This window comes from Salinicola avicenniae, assembly GCF_023736115.1.
Taxonomy (GTDB): domain Bacteria; phylum Pseudomonadota; class Gammaproteobacteria; order Pseudomonadales; family Halomonadaceae; genus Salinicola; species Salinicola avicenniae.
Map to the genome: position 1 here is coordinate 312,581 of NZ_JAKQZC010000001.1, position 20,850 is coordinate 333,430.

The window sequence follows — 20,850 nt, forward strand, 5'->3', positions numbered from 1 at the left end:
TTCAGGCTCCGAACATGTCAGCGATCTCTTGCTCGCCCATGCGGTCGAAGTCCTCGGGGACCTTGAACTGGCCCTTCATGAAGCCAAGCCGTTTCTGCTGACCGGCGTCCGGGCTATCGATAGCCGTGACCTTGGCAATTGGCTTGCCGGCCTTGGCGATGACAAAACCTTCTCCCTGCGCGGCTTTGGCAAGAAGCTGAGAGAGTCGAGTCTTGGCTTCGTGAATGTTGACGGATTCCATGGCCGTTACCTGGACTTAGTTTAATGGGCCTAGTCTATGCAATTACCGTTGAACTGACATCAAGATTCGACATCACTCTGCCAGTACCGAGCTTTTCGACCGCCGTACTATCCCGCGAAAACGATCCCATACCTTCCCGGCATGCACCACCACGCAACGGCATTGGGCAGCCGTTCGCGGCGGCGTTACCGTAGCGTCACTGAATTACCGGATCGCGCCGCTCTGGGCGGCGTGGCCTTTCTCCCCCCGCTGCGAAGACGACTGCGACCATGATGGCAACACCGGACCACGGCACCGATGCCGATGCGATCCTCACCCGTGAAGAGAAAGACCTGCTGGGCGTGCTGCCCGTTCCCCTCACTGCCTATTACGGCATCCAGACGCAGCGGGCGCTGGATAACTTCCATCTGAGCGGCGTGCCGCTGTCGCACTATCCCAAGCTGGTGATGGCGCTGGCGATGGTCAAGCAGGCGGCGGCAGAGGCCAACCACCAGCTCGGTTATCTCGACGAGACGCGGCTGGGGGCGATTCGTCACGCCTGCCAGCAGCTGGTGGGCGGCGAGCATCTCGATCAGTTCGTGGTCGACATGATCCAGGGCGGGGCCGGCACCTCGACCAACATGAACGCCAACGAGGTGATCGCCAACCTGGCGCTCGAGCATCTCGGCCACGCCAAGGGCGACTACGCCGAGCTGCACCCCAACAACCACGTCAACATGGCGCAGTCGACCAACGACGCCTACCCGACGGCGATCCGGCTCGGTCTGCTGCTGGGTCATGACGATCTGCTGACCAGCCTTTCGCGCCTGCGCGATGCGCTGGCGGACAAGGGCGAGGCGTTCTCGGGCGTGTTGAAGATGGGCCGTACTCAGCTGCAGGACGCGGTGCCGATGACGCTGGGGCAGGAGTTCCACGCCTTCGCCACCACGCTGGGTGAGGATCTCGGCCATCTGGAGTCGCAGATTCCGCGCCTGCTGTGCGAGGTGAATCTCGGCGGCACGGCCATCGGTACCGGCATCAATTCCGACCCGCGCTACCAGCATCTGGCGGTGGAGCGGCTCAGCACGATCAGCGGCCAGCCGCTGGTGCCGGCGAAGGATCTGATCGAAGCGACCTCGGACATGGGCGCCTTCGTGCTCTTCTCCGGCATGCTGAAGCGGCTGGCGGTGAAGCTCTCCAAGATCTGCAACGACCTGCGCCTGCTCTCCAGCGGGCCGCGCGCCGGGCTCAACGAGATCAACCTGCCGGCACGTCAGCCGGGCAGCTCGATCATGCCGGGCAAGGTCAATCCGGTGATTCCGGAGGCGGTCAATCAGGTCGCGTTCGACGTGATCGGCAACGATCTGGCGCTGACCATGGCCGCCGAGGGCGGGCAGTTGCAGTTGAACGTGATGGAACCGCTGATCGCCTACAAGCTGTTCGACTCCATTCGACTGCTGACCCGTGCCATGAACATGTTGCGTGAGCACTGCATCAATGGGATTACCGCCAACGAGGCGCACTGCCGCGAGATGGTCGAAAAGTCGATCGGGCTGGTCACGGCGCTGAACCCGCACATCGGCTACGACAACGCCACGCGCATTGCGCGCGAGGCGCTCGCCACCGGGCGTGGCGTGCTGGAGCTGGTGCTGGAAGAGAACCTGCTGGATGAAGCTTCGCTCGCCGATATCCTGCGCCCGGAGAACATGATCGCGCCGAGGCTCAAGCCGCTGGGGCAGTAGGCCCACGCCGTCGCGGCGACGCGCCGGCTCAGGTCAGTACGCGGTCCTGCGTTGCCAGTGCGGGCGGCAGCTCGGTTTCGCCCAGCGCCTCGAGAATCTCGCGCTCCAGGGTGCGCGTCATGCTGTCGGTGGGCAGGTCGTTTTCGTCGTAGCCGAACGGGTCTTCCAGCTCGTCGGCGATGGCATCCAGGCCGAAGAAGGTATAGCTGACGATGGCGGTGAAGACCGGGGCGATCCAGCCCAGCGGCTGCGCCATGGCGAACGGCAGCAGGATGCAGAACAGGAAGATGGTGCGGTGGAGCAGCAGCGTGTAGGGGAAGGGCAGCGGCGTCTGCTTGATCCGCTCGCATACGCCCTGCGCGTTCGCCAGCACCTGCAGCCGCTGCTCCAGAATCGTGTAGCGCCACTCGTTGATCGTGCCCTGCGTGGCCAGGGTGGCGCACTGCTCGCCGACCTGTCTCAGAATGCTGTCGCTGACGTTGATGCCATAGGCGGCGCGAGGCGCCGAGAGCCACGGCGAGGCCGCCAGAAATTCATCCTCGCCGCGTAGCCGGGCGTTGAGCGCGTGGCTGAAACCGCATAGCGGCCGCAGCAGCGCCCGCCGGGTCGCGGGGTCCTGCACGGCGACACTGGCGCGGATGAACGAGCGGGTCTCGATGATCACGTTGCCCCAGGCGCGGCGCCCTTCCCACCAGCGGTCGTGACAGGCCGGATAGCGCCTCTCGATCAGAACGATCAGGCAGGCGAGCAGCGTGATCATCAGGCAGCGCAGCGCGATGCGCTTGATGATCGAGCCCTTGAGCGTGACCAGCGCCCCGATCCAGCTTGGGTTTTGGTTGACGATCATGCAGCGAATGCCCCGAGTGGATGGAAGAACAGAACGACGGTCCGAGGCCTCGGGACACGGCTTTCACTCCAGATTCTGAATCTGCTCGCGCATCTGTTCGATCAGCACCTTCAGCTCCACCGCGCAGCGGGTGGTGTCGGCGACGATCGCCTTGGAGGAGAGGGTGTTGGCTTCGCGGTTCAGCTCCTGCATCAGGAAGTCTAGGCGCCGGCCGATGGGGCCTTTCTGCTTGAGCTGGCGTTCGACCTCGGTGACGTGGGTTTCGAGCCGGTCGAGCTCTTCGGCGACGTCGGCTTTCTGCGCGACCAGCACCATCTCCGCTTCCAGGCGCTGCGGGTCGAGCTCGGCCTTGGCCGTTTCCAGTCGTTCGAGCAACTGCGTGCGCTGGCGCTCGAGAATCGCCGGCAGATGCGTGCGCACCGTGGCGACCTGTTCGCGCACCCCGGTCAGCCGCTCGCGGATCAGCTCGGCCAGGCGTTCGCCTTCGCGGGCGCGGCCGGTCGTCAGGTCCTGCAGCGCGGCGTCGAAGAGTTCGCGCGCGGCGGCCTTGACGGTGTCCAGATCCATGCGCTGAGTCGCCATGATGCCGGGATGAGCCAGCAGCTCCAGCGCGTTGGGCATCGGCGCTTCCGGCAGGCGTCCGCGTACCTGCGTCAGCACCTGCGAGAGGGCGTCGAGCTGATCTTCGTTGATGCCGGGGGCGGCGCTCGCCTCGGCGGGGTCGAAGCGCAGAGTGCACTCCACCTTGCCGCGGGCCAGGCGTGAACGCAGCGCTTCGCGGAAGTGCGGTTCCAGATCGCGCAGGCTGTCGGCGAGGCGGAAGTGGGGCTCCAGGTAGCGCTGATTCACCGAGCGCAGTTCGAGCTGCAGGCTGCCCCAGTCGGCATCACAGGTCTGGCGCGAGAAGGCGGTCATGCTAAGGGGCATGGGGAATCCTTGGTTCGACGGTCAACCCGTCGAGTGTACCGCATCGCCGGGCGCCTTGGCGGCCATCGGCCCCGCACGCGTGCCAGGCCGTGAATTCGGGCGGGAGATCGGTAGAATGGCGGCTCATCCATCCACGGTTCCCCGATTCGAGAGGCTTTCATGCGCCCGAGTGGACGACAACCCGATCAACCCCGTGAAGTCACCCTGACTCGCGGGTTTACGCGTCACGCCGAGGGGTCGGTGCTGGTCACCTTCGGCGATACCCAGGTGCTGTGTAACGCCAGCGTCGAGGCCGGCGTGCCGCGCTGGCTGCGGGGCAAGAATCAGGGCTGGGTCACGGCGGAATACGGCATGCTGCCGCGCGCGACTCACACCCGCGGCGGTCGCGAGGCGACCCGTGGCAAGCAGGGCGGGCGTACGCTGGAGATCCAGCGTCTGATCGGTCGCAGCCTGCGCGCGGCGGTGGATCTGAAGAAGCTCGGCGAGTTCACCATCACGGTCGACTGCGACGTCTTGCAGGCCGATGGCGGTACGCGGACGGCCTCGATCACCGGTGCCTGTGTCGCGCTCGTCGAGGCGATCCAGTACATGCAGCGCAAGAAGATGATCAAGACCGACCCCTTCCGTCAGCTGGTCAGCTCGATCTCGGTCGGTGTCTTCAAGGGCACGCCGGTGCTCGATCTGGACTACCCGGAAGACAGCGCCGCGGACACAGACATGAACGTGGTGATGACCGAGGACGGCAAGCTGATCGAGGTTCAGGGCACGGCGGAAGCCGAAGCGTTTTCACGCGCCGAGCTGAACGGCATGCTCGATCTCGCCGAACTCGGGTGCAATACCCTGTTCGAGAAGCAGCGCGAAGCGCTGGGCGTGCGCCGCTAAACCCGTTTGCCGCTACCCTAGTCGCCATTCCCCCTCGACGATCGATTCGTCACGGATCAACGGTCGAGACCGAAACAGAAACCCCGCCGCCTAACAAGGCGGCGGGGTTTTTGGATCAGAGCGCTGATTCAAGGATGCCTGAGTTGCGGGTACGGCTGCTCAGGATGTCTCTTTCAGCATCATTTCTCCTTCAGCATCCGCTCGCGTTCCAGGCGCGCCTGCTCTTCCTCGTAAGTGGGAAAGTCGACGTAGCCGCGGGCATCGCCACCGTAGAAGGTATCCGGATCGAAGTCGGCGAGCGGCCAGTCGTTCTGCAGGCGCTCGACCAGATCCGGGTTCGAGGTGAACGGGCGGCCGAAGACCGGCAGATCGATGGTGCCGTCGTCGACGAGCTTCTGTGCTTCCGCCTTGTCGAGATTGCCGGCGAACAGCAGCGTGCCGGTGTAGGCGTCGCGGAACCGACGCAGGAACTCGCGCGGCAACCCTTCCTGTCCCTGAGCGCCCTGATCCATCAGATGGACGTAGGCCAGATCGCGCTTGCTGAGCTCCTCGGCAAGATAGAGATAGGTCGCTTCGAGATCGTCGTAGAGCGGCATGTCGAAGAGCGTGCCGTAAGGGGTCAGGCGCACGCCGACGCGGTTGGCGCCGATCAGCGCGACGGACGCATCGATCGCTTCGAGCAGCAGGCGGCAGCGGTTCTCGCGCGAGCCACCGTAGGCGTCGTCGCGGTCGTTGAGCCCGGCGTTGATGAACTGCTCGAGCAGATAGCCGTTGGCGCCGTGCAGTTCGACGCCGTCGAAGCCGGCGTTACGCGCATTGAGCGCGGCCTGCGCGAAATCGCCGACCAGTCGACGGCACTCCTCGGTGGTCGCCGCCCGCGGCGTGCTCGCCGCCAGCATGTCCGGCTGGCCCTGCTCGTTGTAGCCGAACGCCATGCCGCCCTGCTTGGCGCTGCTGCTGATCGGCGCGGCGCCGTTCTGCTGGATCGAGGTGTGCGAGACACGGCCCACGTGCCAGGTCTGGCAGAAGATCACGCCGCCACGCTCTTGCACGGCGCGCGTCGCTTTCTGCCAGCCGGCGATCTGGTCCGGCCCGTAGATGCCCGGGTTGAACAGATAGCCTTGGCCCTCGCGGGAAATCGGGCTGCCCTCGGAAACGATCAGGCCGGCGCTGGCGCGCTGGCGATAGTAGAGCGCCCCCATTTCGTCGGGGATATCTCCTTGGGCGCGGGCCCGTGTCATCGGCGCCATGACGATACGATTGTTCAGACGCGTGCCGGCGAGATCGAAGGGTTCGAATAGCGAGGCCATCGGCGAGACTCCTGTCCTGATTGGGCAAATGATATGGATCAAAGTCTAGGAAACGATTAGCCGGCCAACAATGAAACGCGTCGACCGACCCGATACAGGCAAGCTATCGGCTCGACAACGGTCGGCTGATTGACCCGAAGCGTCGCGCCCAGAAAGGCCGGCCGGCGCCGGGTGCGAGACGCCGGCGCTGTGGTCTCGGGAGGCTACACCACCGAGGTCATGCCGCCGTCGACGAACAGGTTCTGGCCGGAGACGAAGTTCGCGGCGTCCGAGCAGAGGTAGATCAGCGTGCCGACGAGCTCCTCGATCTGGCCCCAGCGCCCGGCGGGCGTGCGCTGCTCGATCCAGGTGTTGAAGTCGTCGTCCTGCCACAGGGCCTGATTCATGTCGGTCTGGAAGTAGCCGGGCGAGAGGCAGTTGACCTGGATGTTGTCGCGCGCCAGATCCGCGGCCATACCCTGGGTCAGCAGCGCCACGCCGCCCTTGGAAGCGGCGTAGGGCACGATGGTTTCCCGCGCGAGCTTCGACTGCACCGAGCCGATGTTGACGATCTTGCCGCTACCGCGCGCGGACATCGCCGGGCTCACCGCTTTGGAAACGTAGAAGGCGCTCGACAGGTTGGTGGCGATCACCGCGTCCCAATCCGCCGAATCGAAGTCATTGAAGGGAGCACGCTTCTGAAGGCCCGCGTTATTGACCAGGATATCCGGCACGCCCAGCCGTTCGATCAACGGCTCGACGGCGGTTTTCACGGCGTCGGCATCGGTCACGTCGAACGCCACCGCCTCGACCGTGGCGCCGGTCTCCGTGGCCAGCCGGCGAGCGGCGGCCTCGACTTGGGCGAGATCGCGCCCGTGAAGGATCACCCGCGCGCCGTGTGCTGCCAGCCCCCGCGCCAGCGCGTGACCCAGCCCTCGGGTCGAACCAGTGATCAGGGCGAGACGGTCGGTGACGTCGAACAGTGCGGGCATGCGGGCTCCTGAAATCGCAGAGAGTGACAAGTCGAGCTCTCAAGGTGAACGTGATATGACGAGGTGCCAATAGGCGATTGGTGGTCATCGAGCTGGCGGCAGCGCCCGTCGGCGCGATCCGCCATGGCCGCGCGTGCTAGGCTCGACGGATTAACGTCTGCCGTCACGAGGTCTGGCATGTTCCGTTTCCCCTGCTATCGCCATCAATCGCCCGTCGCCGACGACACGGCGCCGGCCGCCGCCGGGGGCGACCCCTATCGCTGGCTGGAGTCGGTCGAGGGCGCCGAGTCGCTGGCCTGGGTCGAGGCGCAGAACCGGCGCACGCTGGCACGCTTCGAAGATGACGACTTCCATGCGCTGGTGCGCGGACTGCGCGAGATCCTCGACGCCGATGACCGCATCCCCTTCGTGGTCAAGCGCGGCGCGCACTACTACAACTTCTGGCAGGACGCCGACCACCCGCGCGGGCTTTGGCGGCGCACGAGCTGGGCTTCCTACCGTCAAGCCGAGCCCGAGTGGGAGGTGCTGATCGACGTCGATGCGCTCAATGCCACCGAGGGCGAGAACTGGGTCTGGCACGGCGCCAACTGCCTCGAGCCGGCCGAGCCCGATGGCCCCTGGGAGCGGGCATTGGTGTCGCTCTCCCGTGGCGGTGCCGATGCCGATGTCACCCGCGAGTTCGATCTGCGCGAGAAGCGCTGGATTGGCGAAGAGGAAGGCGGATTCACGCGCGCCGAAGCCAAGGGCGGTATGAGCTGGATCGACCGCGACACGGTCTTTGTCTACACCGACTTCGGTAGCGACTCCTTGACCACTTCCGGCTACCCGCGCTGCGTCAAACGCTGGCGGCGTGGCGAACCGATGGCGGCGGCCGAGACCATGTTCGAGGCGGCGCCGACGGAGCTGATGGCCGTGGCATTTCATGACGCTACCCGCGGCTTCGAGCGCGACTTCGTTCATCACGCGCTGACGTTCTACGAACAGCGGCTGATCGAATTGACGCCAGCCGGCGACTTCACGATCGACGTGCCGCGCTCGGCGCAGGCGTCCGTTCATCGTGACTGGCTGCTGGTTCACCTGCGCGACGACTGGACGCTCGATTCGCCGGAGATGACGTATCCCAGCGGGGCGTTGCTGGCCATCGACTATGCCGCCTTCAAACGCGGTGGGCGCGATTTCACGCCGCTCTTCGTGCCGGATGCGCATCGCTCGCTGGAGGGCTTCGAGTGGACTCGCCACTATCTGGTGCTGGATATCCTCGAGGACGTCAAACATCGCCTGCAGGTGCTGACACCGGGGCAAGGCACCGACTGGTCGCCACGGCCGATCCCCGGCCTGCCCGAGGCCGGGGCGATCGGTGTGAGCGCGATCGACGATGAGGAGAGCGACGACGTCTTTCTCACCACGACCGACTATCTGACCCCGACGACGCTCTCGACGCTGGACCTGGCTCGGCTCGAGGACGCGCAGGGCGAGATGTCGCCGGAGGCGGTCAAGCGCGCCCCGCGTTTCTTCGACGCCGCGGGCATGCAGGTCACGCAGCGCTTCGCCACCAGTGCGGACGGCACCCAGATTCCCTACTTTCTGGTGCTGCCGGCGGGCGTCGAAGGAGACGTGCCCACGACACCGCTGCCGACCCTGCTTTACGGCTACGGCGGCTTCGAGATCTCGCTGACGCCGCACTATCTCGCCGGGGCCGGGCGCAGCTGGCTGGCGCGCGGCGGTGCCTACGTCGTGGCCAACATTCGCGGCGGCGGCGAGTACGGCCCGCGCTGGCATCGTGCCGCGCTGCAGGGTGAGCGCCACAAGGCGTTCGAGGACTTCGCCGCCGTCGCCGAGGATCTGGTCGCCACCGGTATCACCGTGCCCGCACGTCTCGGCATTCGCGGGGGCTCCAACGGCGGCCTGCTGGTCGGCAACATGCTCACGCGCTATCCGGATCACTTCGCGGCGGCGGTGTGCGAGGTGCCGCTGCTCGATATGCAGCGCTACCACCAGCTGCTGGCGGGCGCCTCATGGATGGCGGAGTACGGCGACCCGGATAGTGCCGACTGGGAGAACTTCCTCAAGGCGTACTCGCCCTATCACAACCTGCGCGACGACAGAGACTACCCGGCGGTGCTCTTCACCACCTCGACGCGCGATGACCGCGTCCACCCCGGCCACGCCCGCAAGATGATGGCGAAGATGCACGCGGCGGGCGGCGAGGTTCACTACTACGAGAACACCGAGGGCGGCCACGGCGGCGCGGCGGACAACGCCCAGCGTGCGCGAATGGGCGCGCTGGCTTGGCGCTTCCTGTGGGAGAAGCTGGGCGGTGAGTGAGTGGCCGGCAACGGGTATTCGGCGGGCATGGCAGCCTTGGTGCTGCCGTGCCCGCTGCGTCATACTGCGGCCCATTCAATCTCTCTTTCGGAAGGCCTGACCGATGAGCCAGAACACGTTACACCCCGGCACCGTCAAGCTCGGTGTGGTGATGGACCCCATTGCCGACATTACCTACAAGAAGGACACCACGCTGACGCTGTTGTGGGCGGCGAAGGCGATGGGCTGGTCGCTTTACTACCTCGAGCAGGAAGATCTCTATCTCTACGAAGGGCGCGCCATGGGTAGCGTGCGTGCGCTCGATGTGCATCGTGACCCTGCCCACTGGTTCGACCTCGGTGAGCGCGAAGCGATGCCGCTGGGCGAACTCGACGTGATCCTGATGCGCAAGGACCCGCCGGTCGACGAGCACTTCCTCAATGCCGTGCATCTGCTCGGTTTCGCCGAGCGCGAGGGCTCGCTGGTGGTCAACCCGACCCGGGCGCTGCTCGAGTGCAACGAGAAGCTATTCGCCCAGCAGTTTGCGCACTGCATTCCGCCGACGGTCGTGTCCTGTCGCGATGCGGTGCTGCGCGCCTTCCACGCTGAACAGGGCGACACCATCTTCAAGCCGCTCGACGGCATGGGGGGCAGCGGTATCTTCCACATCGGCCCGGAGGGTCGCAATCTGGGCTCGGTGATCGAGCAGCTGACTCAAGGCGGCCAGCGCCAGATCATGGCGCAGCGCTATCTGCCGGAGATCGAGGCCGGTGACACGCGCATCCTGCTGGTCGACGGCGAGCCGGTCGAGTACGGCCTGGCACGCATTCCCAGCGCGGGCGAGACCCGCGGCAACCTGGCCGCCGGCGGCCGCGGCGTCTCCCGCGAGTTGACCGAGCGCGACCATTGGCTGATCCAGCAGGTGCAGCCGATGATCCGTGAGAAAGGGCTTTTGTTCGTCGGCCTCGACGTGATCGGCGACTACATCACCGAAATCAATGTCACCAGCCCGACCTGCGTGCGCGAGATCGACGATCAGCGCGGCACCGATATCGGCGCCCAGCTGATGGCCGCGATCGCCGCCCGTCTTGACGCTCGCTGACGCCCGCTGCCTTGCCATCACCGCCGGACGTGCCGGCGGAGGTGTTACAATCACGTATCACCATTCTTTCAAGCATCATCATTCTTTCGATCCGGCGGTTCGAGACGTCCGTCCGCCGGTGTCGCCGCGCGACGTCCGATGGAGTCTCATGCAAAGCCTCAAACACCATTTTCTGATGGCGATGCCGCACCTGGAAGACCCCAACTTCGCGGGTACGCTGACCTATCTCTGCGACCACGACGATGACGGCACGCTGGGCGTGATCGTCAATCGCCCCTCGGAGCTGACGCTGGAAGGGCTCTTCGAGCAGCTCGATATCGAATCCGAACCGGGTCCGCACAACGATGTGCTGGTCTACAACGGTGGGCCGACCTATCGCGATCGCGGCTTCATCCTGCATCGCGGCAACGCCAGCGACTGGGACTCCAGCATCCAGGTCGCCGACGGGCTGGCGCTGACCACCTCGATGGACATGCTGCAGGCGATCGCCCAGCGGCGCGGTCCGTCCCAGTATCTGGTCACGCTGGGATGTGCCGGCTGGAAGACCGGACAGCTGGAAGACGAGCTCAAGCAGAACAGCTGGCTGACCGTCGAGGGCGACGCCTCGATTCTCTTCGATCGCCCGCCGGAGCAGCGCCTCGCCGCCGCCGCCGGTATTCTGGGGGTCGATCTCAATCTGCTGACCCGCGACGCCGGGCACGCCTGATGGCGACACTGGGCGGCAAGGCGGATGCCGACAGCGGTCAGCGGCTGGTCATGGCATTCGACTACGGCACGCGACGCATCGGCGTCGCCGTGGGCAACGAGATGCTGCGTTCGGCCAGCGGGCTCGAACCGCTCTCCGCCCGCGACGGCATTCCCGACTGGCGCGTGATCGAGCGGCTGTTGAACGAATGGCAGCCGGATCTGCTCGTGGTCGGCCTGCCGATTCACGATGACGGCAGCGAATCCGAGATGAGCCTGCGGGCGCGCAAGTTCGGCAACCGCCTTCATGGCCGCTTCGGCAAGCCGGTGGAGATGTTCGATGAACGCGGTACGACCCGTGCGGCCAAGCTGATCGCCCAGTCGCAGGGCCACAAGGGCAACTATCGCGACCGCGGGGTCGACGGCATCGCCGCACAGCTGATTCTGGAAAACTGGTTCCACCACGCCGCCGCCTGACCGCCGCCGTCGATTGCCGATTCCCGAGCCTCAGAGCCGTTTCCCCAGCCTCGGGGCCGTTGTCAAAACGGCCCCGAGTGCCTTTCCGGGCGCGTGATGTCGGTCTTCTCGATTTTCTCTCAGGACGCGCCGTCGGCCTTCAGCTCTCGATCATCCACGCCGAATGTCTCCGGCACGAACCAGCGCACGTCGCGCAGATCCTGCTCGATCAGATCCTCGACCTTGAGCAGGTGCGCGAAGATCGCCATGCGCATGGGGATGCCGTTATCGGTCTGGCGGAAGATCGCCAGGCGCGGGTCGCCATTCAGGTCGGTGGAGAGGTCGTTGGCACCGGGGCGGCTGTCGCGGGGGAGCGGGTGCATGACGATGGTGGTCGGCGAGCAGCGGCGATCGAGGAAGCCGCGATCGACGACGAAGTCCGCCGTCAGCTCGGTGAAGTTCTCCGACATCTCGGCGGTGAAGCGCTCGCGCTGGATGCGCGTGGCGTAGATGACATCGACGTCGTCGAAGTTCTCGGCGAGGCTCGGACGCGTGTCGATGCGGTGCCCGCGCGACGCGACCAGATCGACCAGGTGCTGCGGCATCTCCAGCCCCGGCGGGGAGACCAGCGTGATCCGCAGCGGATCGAAGAGCGACAGCAGCTTGATCAGCGAGTGCACCGTGCGGCCATGGCGGAGATCGCCGGTCAGCAGCAGGTGCGCGCCCGCCAGCGGCTTGCCGAGCCGCGCGAACTCCTTGGTGATCGTGTAAATATCGAGCAGCGCCTGGCTCGGGTGCTCGCCCGGCCCGTCGCCGCCGTTGATCACCGGCACCTGCGTTGCCTCGGCGAATTCCGCCACCGAGCCCTGTTCCGGATGCCGCATCACGATGGCGTCGACGTAGCCGCCCATCACGCGGCTGGTGTCGTAGAGCGATTCGCCCTTGGCCATCGACGAGAAGGTGAAGCCGGTGGTGTCGCAGACGCTGCCGCCGAGCCGGCAGAAGGCGGCGTTGAAGCTGATGCGCGTGCGCGTGCTGGCCTCGAAGAAGAGGTTGCCGAGTACCGCGCCTTCCAGCACTCGCGTCACCTTGCGGCGGCTGGCGATCGGCTCCATGCGTTCGGCCACCCGGATCAGGTGATCGACGGCATCGCGGGAAAGTGAGTCGATGGAGAGCAGATGCGAAGGCATGGGCGGAAACCTCGTTGGCGGCGGGTGGCGAATCGGGCTGGCGCGACGTTGGCGCCGGGCGGCGATGTTTGGCGGCGACAGTGTAGCGTCGCTGGCGATTCGCTTCACGCGCGGCGATGTCGCGTGGCGGAGCTGATACCCATCGTGCCGGGCAACAAGGCCGCGCCGAGCGGGGCGCGGCCGACGTTTCAGGGCATGGGCGTCATGACCTGCTTCAACTCCTGATAGGCCGCCAGGCCTTCCTGGCCGAGCTCGCGGCCAATGCCGCTCTTCCTGCCGCCACCCCAGGCCAGCGAGGGCGGTGCCACCTGATCCATATTGGTCCAGACCGTACCGGCCACCAGTTGCTGCGCGATCGCCGCGGCTCTGTCGCGGCTGCCACTGACGACACTCGCGGCCAGCGCGAAATCGCTGTCGTTGGCGACGGCGATGGCTTCCTCGTCGCTGGCAAACGAGCGCGCGCAGAGCACCGGGCCGAAGATCTCTTCCCGCCAGAGGCGACTGTCGACCGGGACGTCCCGAAACAGTCGTGGGGTCACGAAGTAGCCCTGGCCTGGGGCTTGGCGAGGGCGCGTGCCCGACACGGCACGCAACCCCTCATGTTCGGCCTGCGCGAGATAGCGGCCCACGGTCTCCCGCTGGCGGGCGCTGACGAGCGGACCGAGTGTCGTGCTGTCGTCCTGAGGATCGCCCATCACCAGGGCCTCGATATGCCGGCTCAGTGCCGCATAGAGTGGTTCGGCGAGCGCCTGGTGTACCAGTAGCCGCGATGTGGCGGAACACATCTGCCCGGCGTTGGCGACAATCCCATTGAGGACGAGGCCCGCCGCCTGCGCGAGGTCTGCGTCCTCGGTCACGATGATGGCGGACTTGCCGCCCAGCTCGAGCGAGACGTTGCGGACTCCGGTCGCCGCGGCACGCATGACCGATTCACCGGTGGCGGTGCTGCCGGTGAATGACAGCTTGTCGATACCGGGGTGTTGCGTCAGTGCCGTGCCAGCGTGGGCGCCATCGCCGTTGATCAGGTTGAACACGCCAGGCGGCAAGCCGATCTCCTGCGCGATCTCGGCGATGGCCTGCTCCGGCAGTGGCACGACCTCCGAGGGCTTGAAGACAATGCTGCAACCGGCCGTCAGCGCGGGGGCGATCTTCCAGGCCGCCGTCACCAGAGGGAAGTTCCAGGGCGTGATCAGCCCTACCACACCAATCGGATCCCAGTAGCGACGCACGTGGACACCGGTCACGGTGGCATTGCTCGACTCCCCCTGGCGTGCGTCCAGCTGCCTGGCGACCGTCGCGTAATGGCGATAGCACGCGACTGCATCGTCGACGTCCAGCTGGCTTTCGGCCAGCGGCTTGCCGCCATTGCGGCTGATCGACCGGCACAAGGCGTCACGTCGCGCGAACAGACCGTCGGCCAGCGCGTCCAGGTAGCGCCCGCGGGCTTCGCCCGAGAGCCGTTGCCAAGCGGGCAGGGCGCGACGCGCGGCCTGCACGGCGGCATCGACATCCTGCGGGCTACCCACCGTCAGCGTGGCGATCTTGGTTTCTCGGTAGGGATCGATCACATCCAGCCCGTGGGTGGCGTTGCTCGGGCGCCACGCGCCGTCGATGAATTGCTGACGAATCTCCTGCATGTCGGCTGACTCCCTTTTCGCCTTCACTATTGAAACTATTTTCAATAGTGAAGTATAAAGGTGTGAACTGAGCGTTTGCCACTCGTATCCGCCGTCGATGCCGAGCCGCTTTGCGGCGCCTCGAAACGTCGCGCCTGCGAGTTTTCATCACCGATCGGGAAGGAAGCCTTTATGCGAGCCGCCGTCTCTTCACTCGCGTCTGTCGAATGGGATCTCTCCTACAGCGTCGAATCGGGCCCCGGTGCCATCGCCCGCTTGAATGCCGTCTTCACGAGCCGCGGGCTCAGCCGGCCATTGATCGTGACTGACCCCGGGTTTGCGAGGCTGGACCACCTGGCGACGTTGAAGGCGCAGTTGGCGACCTCCGGCATCACCTGTGCCCAGTTCGACGAGATCCATGCCAACCCTTCGGACGCCGATGCGCAGGCGGCAGCCCGGTGCTATCGCGATCATGACGCCGATTGCATCATCGCGATCGGTGGTGGCAGCGCCATGGATGGCGCCAAGGGCGCGGTGCTGATCGCCAGGCAGAACCGCTATGCGTTGTGGGATTTCGACTATAACGACAGCGTGCCGACGGATCTCTCGGCGGCGGATTTTCCGCCGCTGATCACCGTACCGACCACGGCCGGCACCGGGGCGGAAGGCGATAGCACCGCCATGCTCATCGACAGCCGGCGCGGCACCAAGGAGTGCGTTCATCACCCGCTGGCGCGACCGGCGAAGATCATTCTCGATCCCCATTTCACGCTGGGTCTACCGGCCGACATGACGGCGTGGACGGGGCTGGATGCCCTGACCCACGCGCTGGAATCCTATCTCGTGCCGATGTTCCATCCGTTGAGCGATGGCGCAGCGCTTCAGGGGCTGGCGCTGATCTGGGAAAGCCTGGAGGAGAGCGTCGCCAACGGCGAGAACCTGGCCGCGCGCAGCAACATGCTGACAGGCTCCTTTCTGGCCGGCGTCGGTTTCCTCAAGGGGCTGGGCCTCGTGCATGCCATCAGCCACATGGTGGGCGCTGCCTGTCATACGCACCATGGCATGACCAACGCCATCCTGTTGCCCGCCGTTCTGCGCTTCAATCGCGCCGCCCTCGAAACCCGGTTGCCGATGATTGCCCACGCCATGCGCCTTGAGGATGCCCGATTCGAGACGTTCTACGCGGCCGTCTGCTCGCTGCTGGACCGGCTGGATATCCCCAGAGGGCTGGCCGGCATTGGCGTGTCGCACGATATCGTCGAGGGGCTCCTGCCGGCGATCGAAGGTGACCCCGCCTACGCGACCAACCCGATTCACTGCCCTCGCGAGGCGCTGGCCGAGCTGATTCACGGCGCCATCGATGCCGCGCGCTGAGCCATGGCGGCATCGTCCATCACGGCATCATCCATCACCATCATCAGGAGGGTCATCATGAGAGGCTTCACCCAACGCTGTTGCACGACGCTACTCGGCACGCTGCTGCTGGGGGCGAGCCTGCCCGTACTGGCCGAGGCGCCATCGACGCCCGTCCGGCTGGTGGTGCCGCCGTGGCCCGGGGTAACCGTCAAAACCGAAATCCTGGCGCAGCTGCTGGATACGCTGGGCTATGATGCGGAGGCGATCGAGACCGGCGCCGCAGTTGGTTACAAGACGATGGAGACCGGGGATAGCGACATCCTGCTGGCGGGATGGATGCCGGCGCAGCAGGAGAGCTACGACGCGGCGATGGCGGCCGGCGCCATCGTCGATGTCGTCAACAATGTCAGCGGTGCCAGAATGGGCTTCGCGGTGCCGGGGTATGTCTACGAGGCCGGCGTGACCAGCGCCGAACAGCTGGACCAGTTGGACAACCGGGCTCGCTTCGAGGCGACCTACTATTCGATCGAGAGCGGCGCCCAGGCCAGCCTGATGATTCATGAGGCGGCCGATGCGGATACCTACGGGCTCGGCGACTGGCAGATTCTCGACTCGTCGACGCCGGGCATGTTGTCCGAGGTCGACGCAGCGTACGACAGCGGTCGATGGATCGCCTTCTACGGCTGGACGCCGCACTGGATGGCCGTGCGCTACGACATGCATATCCTGGAGGATCCCGAAGCCGTCTATGGACCCGACCAGGGGCGCAGCGACGTGCGCACCATCGTGCGTACCGGCTTCGCCGATGACCATCCGAACCTGATGACGCTGTTGCGGCAGTTCACGCTGACTGCCGACGAGCAGAGCCAGTTCATCAGCGAATACAGCCTTGAGGAGAAATCCAAGGTGGCTGTCGCGCGGGACTGGTTGGTCGAGCATCCCCAACGGGTTGCGGCATTTCTCGACGGCGTGACCACGCGCGACGGCCAGCCGGCTATCGCCGCCTATGAAAGCCGCTTTCGTTGACCGACACGCGGCCTATGTCAGCCGGCGAGCAGGCGCTCGGCGACGTCCAGCGAGTCCTGCAGGGCGTCGTCGACGTCGAAGGCTTCGGGGTCGAGCGCCCACTCCAGCCAGTAACCGTCGACCAGCGCGGTAAGGATGCGCGCGAACCTTGAGGCCTGGATCGGGCGCGCTTCGTCGCGAGCGATCTCCTCGAAGAGCGACTGCATCTCCTGGCGATATTCGTTGTAGAGCTGCCGGTTGAGCTTGGCCAAGCTGGGCGTGGCCACCGTCGCACTCCAGAAACCGACCCAGGAGGTCAGCACCTGCTGGTTGAAGATCTCGCGCTTGAACGCGGAACGAATCATGAGCATCAACCGCTCGCGCGCGCCGCATGTCAAGTCGGCATCCCGTTGATCGCTCTCCCGCCGCAACTGCTCGGTGAGCTCTTGATAGGCCGCCAGCATGAGCGCTTCCTTGGACTGGAAATAGTGGCTCACCAGTCCGATCGAGGCATCCGCCTGCTGGGCCACTCGCGTCATGGTCGTTCCCGCGTGGCCGTAGCGCGTGACGCAGTGAAGGGTCGCCTCGATGATGCTGCGGCGGCGGGCTTCGGGCTCGATCCGTCGACGCTGTCGACTTTTTTCCCGGTTCTGTTGACTGCTGTTCAAGGCCATCTCTCGTCTACGAAGCCTGACAATGCCGTGGGGTCACGAACGGATACCGCTCAGCGCGGCAGTTCGGTCGGCAGCTTGCCGCCAATGCGTGCGGTGATTTCGGCGGCGGTCTCGGCGACCAGGCGAGCGAGCTCCGGCAGGCGCGAGTCGTCGATGCGGGCGACCGGGCCGGAGACGGAGATCGCCGCCAGGGGCAGGCCGCTCTCGTCGTGCAGGGTCGCCGCCACGCAGTTGAGCCCGATCGCATGTTCCTCGCGGTCGATGGCGTAGCCGCGCGCGCGGACTTCCTCCAGCTGGTGCGTGAGGGTGGGGATATCGGTGAGCGTATTGGGTGTTTCGCTCTCGAGCTCGCGGCCGACCATGATCGTGTCGAACTCCGCCGATGGCATCCACGCCAGCAGCGCCTTGCCGACGCCGGAGGCGTGCAGCGGTGCGCGCGAGCCAAGCCGCGTGATCATGCGCATCATCTGCTTGGATTCGCTCTGGGCGAGATAGACCACCATGCCGTCGTCGCGGATACCGAGGTTGGCGGTTTCTCCGGTGGCCGCCGCCAGTTGGCGCAGGTAGGGGCGGGCGGTGGCGACGAAGTCGCGCGCCTCGAGAAAGCTCGAACCGATGCGGAAGGTCTTGACGTCGATCTTCCACAGCCCGGTTTCGAGATCCTGGGTGATGAAGTGCTGCTGGAACAGGGCCTGCAGCAGGCGGTGGGTGGTCGAGGGGGCGAGCTCGAGCTGCTCCGCGACATCGGAAAGCGCCAGGCCGTTCGGCGCCGCGGCGAGCCGCTCCAGGATGGTCAGCCCGCGCACCAGCGACTGGCTGTGGCCGCCGCTGCTCTTGGCGCCGCCGGCGGGGCGGCCGGCCGATCGGCGTTTCTGCGCCGGTTCGGCTGCCTGCTGTTTTCCCGACGCGGCCGCCTGCCGCTGCTCTCGATCCGTCACCCGTGGTTACTCTCGTATCCGCCCTGATATCAGGCGTTCAGGATACCCATTCGCCGGGGTGCTGTCTGCGCGCTAGCGGGTACGACTTTCGGTGGCGCGGCTCTCGAGCCGTAGTTGGGCAATGCGATGAATCTGCGCGATGGCGGTGCGGCGTTCCTCGTCCGGCGTGTGATGGAGACGCGTCTCGAAGGCGGCAAGAATCGCGTGACGATCCAGGCCGCGGACGGCGATCACGAAGGGGAAGTCGAAGCGGGCGCGATAGTCGGCATTGAGCCGTTCGAAGCGGGCGAATTCGTCCGCCGTGCACTGATCCAGCCCGGCGCCGGCCTGTTCGCGGCGTGAGTCGTCGGTCAGCTCGCCGGCCACCGCCGCCTTGCCGGCCAGGTCCGGATGCGCGCGGATCAGCGCGAGCTGGGCCTCGGGCGTGGCCGCGTCGACCTGCCGCTGCAGGCTGTCGGCCAGGCCCGAGGGGGTGTCCTGGGTGGCGTCTAATCCCGCGTCCCAGGCGCCGGCGGCCACCCAAGGCGAGCTTTCGTAGAGATCGCCGTAAGCGGCGACGAAGGCGTCACGGTCGAGTTGACTGGGGCGCGGCGAGAGCAGGGGGAGGGACATGGCGACTCCGGTTGACCTTTGTATACAAACGCACTTGAATGAGCCTAACGCCTTGTCCGCGCGTCGATCCAGCGTTTTCCGGCGCCGGCACGTCACGGATTCTCAGTCTGGCTCGCCGGCCTGGCTCTCGCCGTGCAAGGCCACATTTTCGACGACCCGACATGCCGCAGGTCACGCTTTCCGTGCAGTGCCGCATTGTCGTGCAAGGAGCAGGCGCATGAGCGATTCCTCGACGGGCTACCTGACCACCCACGTTCTGGATACGGCGCTGGGCCGGCCGGCCAGTGGCCTGCGCATCGAGCTTTACCGGCTCGAAGGCGGCACGCGGCTGCGTCTGGCCGATGTGACCACCAACGCTGACGGCCGCTGCGAGTCGCCGCTGCTCGAGGGCGCGGAGTTTCACGCCGGCGTCTACGAGCTCTTGTTTCACGCCGGTGATTATCTGCAGGCGAGTCACGAGAAGAACCAGGAGGCGAATCAGGAGGCCAACCGAGAGGGCAGCAACGCACCAGCGGGGCGCTTTCTCGACCGCATTCCGTTGCAGTTCATCGTCGACGCGCCGGAGGAGCACTATCACGTGCCGCTACTTCTGTCCCCTTATAGTTATTCGACGTATCGGGGTAGCTGATGACGACCACGCTGATCCGCGATGCCGAGCTGATCGCGACCTTCGACGATGACGCGCGCGAGTTGCGCCACGCCAGCCTCTTGATCGAGGACGATCGTATCGCGGCCATCGGCCCGGCGATGGAGATAACCGTCGGGCTGAAGAAACCGATCGACCGGGTGGTCGATGCGCGCGGCCACGTGATTCTGCCGGGGCTGGTGAACACGCATCATCACTTTTACCAGACGCTGACGCGCAACCTGCCCGCGGCCCAGAACGCCGAGCTGTTCGACTGGCTGGCCACGCATTATCCGATCTGGGCGCGGCTCGATCCCGAGGCGATGTTCGCCAGCAGCCAGGTCGCGGCGGCGGAGCTGCTCCTCTCCGGCTGCACTACGGCGGCGGATCATACCTACCTGTGGCCCAACGGCGCGCGCATCGACGACCAGATCGCGGCGGTCGCCGAACTGGGCCTGCGTTTTCACGCCTCGCGCGGGTCGATGTCGGTCGGCGAGTCACAGGGCGGGTTGCCGCCGGACAGTGTGGTCGAGTCCGAATCGGCGATTCTCGACGACACCCAGCACGCCATCGAGCGCTACCACGATGCCGACGAGCGGGCCATGACGCGGATCGTGGTCGCGCCCTGCTCGCCGTTTTCGGTCTCCCGCGATCTGATGCGCGAAAGCGCCTTGCTCGCGCGAGACTATGGCGTGCATCTGCATACCCATCTGGCCGAAACGCGGGACGAGGAAGCCTACTGCCGCGAGCAGTTCGGCTGCACGCCGGTCGAGTATGCCGAGCAGGTCGGCTGGGTCGGCCGCGATGTCTGGTTCGCCCACATGGTGCATCCGCACGCCGATGAGATCACGCGGCTCGGCGGCCACTGCTGTGGCGCGGCACACTGCCCGAGCTCCAACATGCGCCTCGGTTCCGGCATCGCCCCGGTGATGGCGATGCATCGGGCCGGTATGCGGGTGGGCCTCGGCGTCGATGGCAGCGCCTCCAACGACGGTTCGCATCTGCTGGCGGAGACGCGCCAGGCGATGCTGCTGGGCCGCCTGCAGGGCAGCATGACCGATTTCACCGCCCGCCAGATGCTCTGGTTCGCCACTCGTGGCGGTGCCGCCGTGCTCGGGCGCGAGGATATCGGCCAGCTGGCCGTCGGCAAGGCTGCCGACATCATCGGCTACCGGCTCGATTCGCTGGCGCTGGCCGGCGGTGCGCTGCACGATCCGCTCGCCGCGCTGGTCTTCTGTCAGCCGCCGCAGGTGGATCTGTCGTTCGTCAACGGCATTCAGCGGGTCGAGGCTGGCCACCTGCTCGGCCATGACGTGGAGGCCATGGTCGCGCGACACAACGCTTGCGCGAGCAAGCTGGTTGGCGCTTGAGTCCGGCGCGGCTGTCATG

20 protein-coding genes are annotated in these 20,850 nt (G+C 66.0%); 10 read left to right on the forward strand and 10 right to left on the reverse strand.

What is annotated here, in order from left to right:
* Window position 1: 1 nt before the first annotated feature.
* The gene (locus tag MC381_RS01375; RefSeq protein ID WP_189443474.1) at window positions 2–241 is read right to left on the reverse strand and encodes a type II toxin-antitoxin system Phd/YefM family antitoxin; all 240 of its coding nucleotides are present in this window, start codon (window positions 239–241) and stop codon (window positions 2–4) included.
* A 269-nt stretch (window positions 242–510) separates the two neighbouring features.
* On the opposite strand from MC381_RS01375, the gene MC381_RS01380 reads away from it, so the two are divergent.
* On the forward strand, window positions 511–1,962 hold the full coding sequence (locus tag MC381_RS01380) for an aspartate ammonia-lyase (RefSeq protein ID WP_251975927.1): 1,452 nt from the start codon (window positions 511–513) through the stop codon (window positions 1,960–1,962).
* A 28-nt stretch (window positions 1,963–1,990) separates the two neighbouring features.
* Here the strand turns inward: MC381_RS01380 and MC381_RS01385 are convergent, their stop codons facing one another.
* Both MC381_RS01385 and MC381_RS01390 read right to left on the reverse strand, forming a co-directional pair.
* Window positions 1,991–2,809 (reverse strand): bestrophin family protein, encoded by an 819-nt coding sequence (locus MC381_RS01385; protein ID WP_251975928.1) that lies wholly within the window; start codon window positions 2,807–2,809, stop codon window positions 1,991–1,993.
* Window positions 2,810–2,872: 63 nt separating this feature from the next.
* Window positions 2,873–3,736: a YicC/YloC family endoribonuclease gene (locus tag MC381_RS01390; protein WP_251975929.1), complete on the reverse strand. Its 864-nt coding sequence runs from the start codon at window positions 3,734–3,736 to the stop codon at window positions 2,873–2,875.
* Between the two features lie 159 nt (window positions 3,737–3,895).
* Between MC381_RS01390 and rph the strand changes: the two genes are divergently transcribed.
* On the forward strand, window positions 3,896–4,618 hold the full coding sequence (gene rph, locus MC381_RS01395; protein WP_251975930.1) for a ribonuclease PH: 723 nt from the start codon (window positions 3,896–3,898) through the stop codon (window positions 4,616–4,618).
* Between the two features lie 179 nt (window positions 4,619–4,797).
* On the opposite strand, the gene MC381_RS01400 is transcribed toward rph, so the two are convergent.
* Both MC381_RS01400 and MC381_RS01405 read right to left on the reverse strand, forming a co-directional pair.
* Entirely contained in the window at window positions 4,798–5,928 is a 1,131-nt protein-coding gene (locus tag MC381_RS01400) for an alkene reductase (protein WP_251975931.1), read from the reverse strand.
* Window positions 5,929–6,131: 203 nt separating this feature from the next.
* Complete coding sequence (locus MC381_RS01405) at window positions 6,132–6,899, reverse strand: glucose 1-dehydrogenase (RefSeq protein ID WP_251975932.1); 768 nt, start codon at window positions 6,897–6,899, stop codon at window positions 6,132–6,134.
* A 177-nt stretch (window positions 6,900–7,076) separates the two neighbouring features.
* On the opposite strand from MC381_RS01405, the gene MC381_RS01410 reads away from it, so the two are divergent.
* From MC381_RS01410 to ruvX, 4 genes are all read left to right on the forward strand, one after another.
* The gene (locus MC381_RS01410) at window positions 7,077–9,224 is read left to right on the forward strand and encodes a prolyl oligopeptidase family serine peptidase (protein WP_251975933.1); all 2,148 of its coding nucleotides are present in this window, start codon (window positions 7,077–7,079) and stop codon (window positions 9,222–9,224) included.
* A 103-nt stretch (window positions 9,225–9,327) separates the two neighbouring features.
* Window positions 9,328–10,305, forward strand: coding sequence for a glutathione synthase (gene gshB / locus MC381_RS01415; protein WP_251975934.1), 978 nt, complete (start codon window positions 9,328–9,330; stop codon window positions 10,303–10,305).
* 148 nt (window positions 10,306–10,453) lie between these two features.
* On the forward strand, window positions 10,454–11,011 hold the full coding sequence (locus tag MC381_RS01420) for a YqgE/AlgH family protein (RefSeq protein WP_251975935.1): 558 nt from the start codon (window positions 10,454–10,456) through the stop codon (window positions 11,009–11,011).
* Complete coding sequence (gene ruvX / locus MC381_RS01425) at window positions 11,011–11,466, forward strand: Holliday junction resolvase RuvX (RefSeq protein WP_251975936.1); 456 nt, start codon at window positions 11,011–11,013, stop codon at window positions 11,464–11,466. Before MC381_RS01420 ends, ruvX begins: the two co-directional genes overlap by 1 nt.
* A 119-nt stretch (window positions 11,467–11,585) precedes the next feature.
* On the opposite strand, the gene pyrB is transcribed toward ruvX, so the two are convergent.
* Window positions 11,586–12,635: an aspartate carbamoyltransferase gene (gene pyrB, locus MC381_RS01430; RefSeq protein WP_251975937.1), complete on the reverse strand. Its 1,050-nt coding sequence runs from the start codon at window positions 12,633–12,635 to the stop codon at window positions 11,586–11,588.
* A 188-nt stretch (window positions 12,636–12,823) separates the two neighbouring features.
* Window positions 12,824–14,272: an aldehyde dehydrogenase family protein gene (locus MC381_RS01435; protein ID WP_251975938.1), complete on the reverse strand. Its 1,449-nt coding sequence runs from the start codon at window positions 14,270–14,272 to the stop codon at window positions 12,824–12,826.
* Window positions 14,273–14,443: 171 nt separating this feature from the next.
* On the opposite strand from MC381_RS01435, the gene MC381_RS01440 reads away from it, so the two are divergent.
* Together MC381_RS01440 and MC381_RS01445 are read left to right on the forward strand one after the other, a co-directional pair.
* Window positions 14,444–15,625 (forward strand): iron-containing alcohol dehydrogenase, encoded by a 1,182-nt coding sequence (locus MC381_RS01440; protein ID WP_251975939.1) that lies wholly within the window; start codon window positions 14,444–14,446, stop codon window positions 15,623–15,625.
* 57 nt (window positions 15,626–15,682) lie between these two features.
* A complete protein-coding gene (locus MC381_RS01445) occupies window positions 15,683–16,633 on the forward strand; it encodes an ABC transporter substrate-binding protein (RefSeq protein ID WP_251975940.1) in 951 nt (316 codons plus the stop codon).
* Between the two features lie 17 nt (window positions 16,634–16,650).
* Here the strand turns inward: MC381_RS01445 and betI are convergent, their stop codons facing one another.
* The 3 genes from betI to uraD all read right to left on the reverse strand — a co-directional run bounded on the left by betI (window position 16,651) and on the right by uraD (window position 18,836).
* Complete coding sequence (gene betI / locus MC381_RS01450) at window positions 16,651–17,280, reverse strand: transcriptional regulator BetI (RefSeq protein WP_251975941.1); 630 nt, start codon at window positions 17,278–17,280, stop codon at window positions 16,651–16,653.
* Between the two features lie 56 nt (window positions 17,281–17,336).
* A complete protein-coding gene (locus MC381_RS01455) occupies window positions 17,337–18,224 on the reverse strand; it encodes an IclR family transcriptional regulator (RefSeq protein ID WP_251975942.1) in 888 nt (295 codons plus the stop codon).
* A gap of 72 nt (window positions 18,225–18,296) precedes the next feature.
* A complete protein-coding gene (gene uraD / locus MC381_RS01460; protein WP_251975943.1) occupies window positions 18,297–18,836 on the reverse strand; it encodes a 2-oxo-4-hydroxy-4-carboxy-5-ureidoimidazoline decarboxylase in 540 nt (179 codons plus the stop codon).
* Between the two features lie 217 nt (window positions 18,837–19,053).
* On the opposite strand from uraD, the gene uraH reads away from it, so the two are divergent.
* On the forward strand, window positions 19,054–19,464 hold the full coding sequence (gene uraH / locus MC381_RS01465) for a hydroxyisourate hydrolase (protein ID WP_251975944.1): 411 nt from the start codon (window positions 19,054–19,056) through the stop codon (window positions 19,462–19,464).
* Window positions 19,464–20,831, forward strand: a complete 1,368-nt coding sequence (locus MC381_RS01470; RefSeq protein WP_251975945.1) for an 8-oxoguanine deaminase — start codon at window positions 19,464–19,466, stop codon at window positions 20,829–20,831. The genes uraH and MC381_RS01470 overlap by 1 nt, the downstream gene beginning before the upstream one ends.
* Window positions 20,832–20,850: the final 19 nt, after the last annotated feature.

Excerpts from the sequence above, each read along its gene's own strand:
- pyrB (WP_251975937.1), bottom strand. The coding sequence starts at position 12,635 with ATGCCTTCGCATCTGCTCTCCATCGACTCACTTTCCCGCGATGCCGTC.
- MC381_RS01470 (WP_251975945.1), top strand. The coding sequence starts at position 19,464 with ATGACGACCACGCTGATCCGCGATGCCGAGCTGATCGCGACCTTCGAC.
- MC381_RS01410 (WP_251975933.1), top strand. The coding sequence starts at position 7,077 with ATGTTCCGTTTCCCCTGCTATCGCCATCAATCGCCCGTCGCCGACGAC.
- uraD (WP_251975943.1), bottom strand. The coding sequence starts at position 18,836 with ATGTCCCTCCCCCTGCTCTCGCCGCGCCCCAGTCAACTCGACCGTGAC.
- MC381_RS01435 (WP_251975938.1), bottom strand. The coding sequence starts at position 14,272 with ATGCAGGAGATTCGTCAGCAATTCATCGACGGCGCGTGGCGCCCGAGC.
- MC381_RS01390 (WP_251975929.1), bottom strand. The coding sequence starts at position 3,736 with ATGCCCCTTAGCATGACCGCCTTCTCGCGCCAGACCTGTGATGCCGAC.
- ruvX (WP_251975936.1), top strand. The coding sequence starts at position 11,011 with ATGGCGACACTGGGCGGCAAGGCGGATGCCGACAGCGGTCAGCGGCTG.
- rph (WP_251975930.1), top strand. The coding sequence starts at position 3,896 with ATGCGCCCGAGTGGACGACAACCCGATCAACCCCGTGAAGTCACCCTG.
- MC381_RS01440 (WP_251975939.1), top strand. The coding sequence starts at position 14,444 with ATGCGAGCCGCCGTCTCTTCACTCGCGTCTGTCGAATGGGATCTCTCC.
- MC381_RS01375 (WP_189443474.1), bottom strand. The coding sequence starts at position 241 with ATGGAATCCGTCAACATTCACGAAGCCAAGACTCGACTCTCTCAGCTT.
- MC381_RS01445 (WP_251975940.1), top strand. The coding sequence starts at position 15,683 with ATGAGAGGCTTCACCCAACGCTGTTGCACGACGCTACTCGGCACGCTG.
- MC381_RS01385 (WP_251975928.1), bottom strand. The coding sequence starts at position 2,809 with ATGATCGTCAACCAAAACCCAAGCTGGATCGGGGCGCTGGTCACGCTC.
- uraH (WP_251975944.1), top strand. The coding sequence starts at position 19,054 with ATGAGCGATTCCTCGACGGGCTACCTGACCACCCACGTTCTGGATACG.
- MC381_RS01380 (WP_251975927.1), top strand. The coding sequence starts at position 511 with ATGATGGCAACACCGGACCACGGCACCGATGCCGATGCGATCCTCACC.
- MC381_RS01400 (WP_251975931.1), bottom strand. The coding sequence starts at position 5,928 with ATGGCCTCGCTATTCGAACCCTTCGATCTCGCCGGCACGCGTCTGAAC.
- MC381_RS01420 (WP_251975935.1), top strand. The coding sequence starts at position 10,454 with ATGCAAAGCCTCAAACACCATTTTCTGATGGCGATGCCGCACCTGGAA.
- gshB (WP_251975934.1), top strand. The coding sequence starts at position 9,328 with ATGAGCCAGAACACGTTACACCCCGGCACCGTCAAGCTCGGTGTGGTG.
- MC381_RS01405 (WP_251975932.1), bottom strand. The coding sequence starts at position 6,899 with ATGCCCGCACTGTTCGACGTCACCGACCGTCTCGCCCTGATCACTGGT.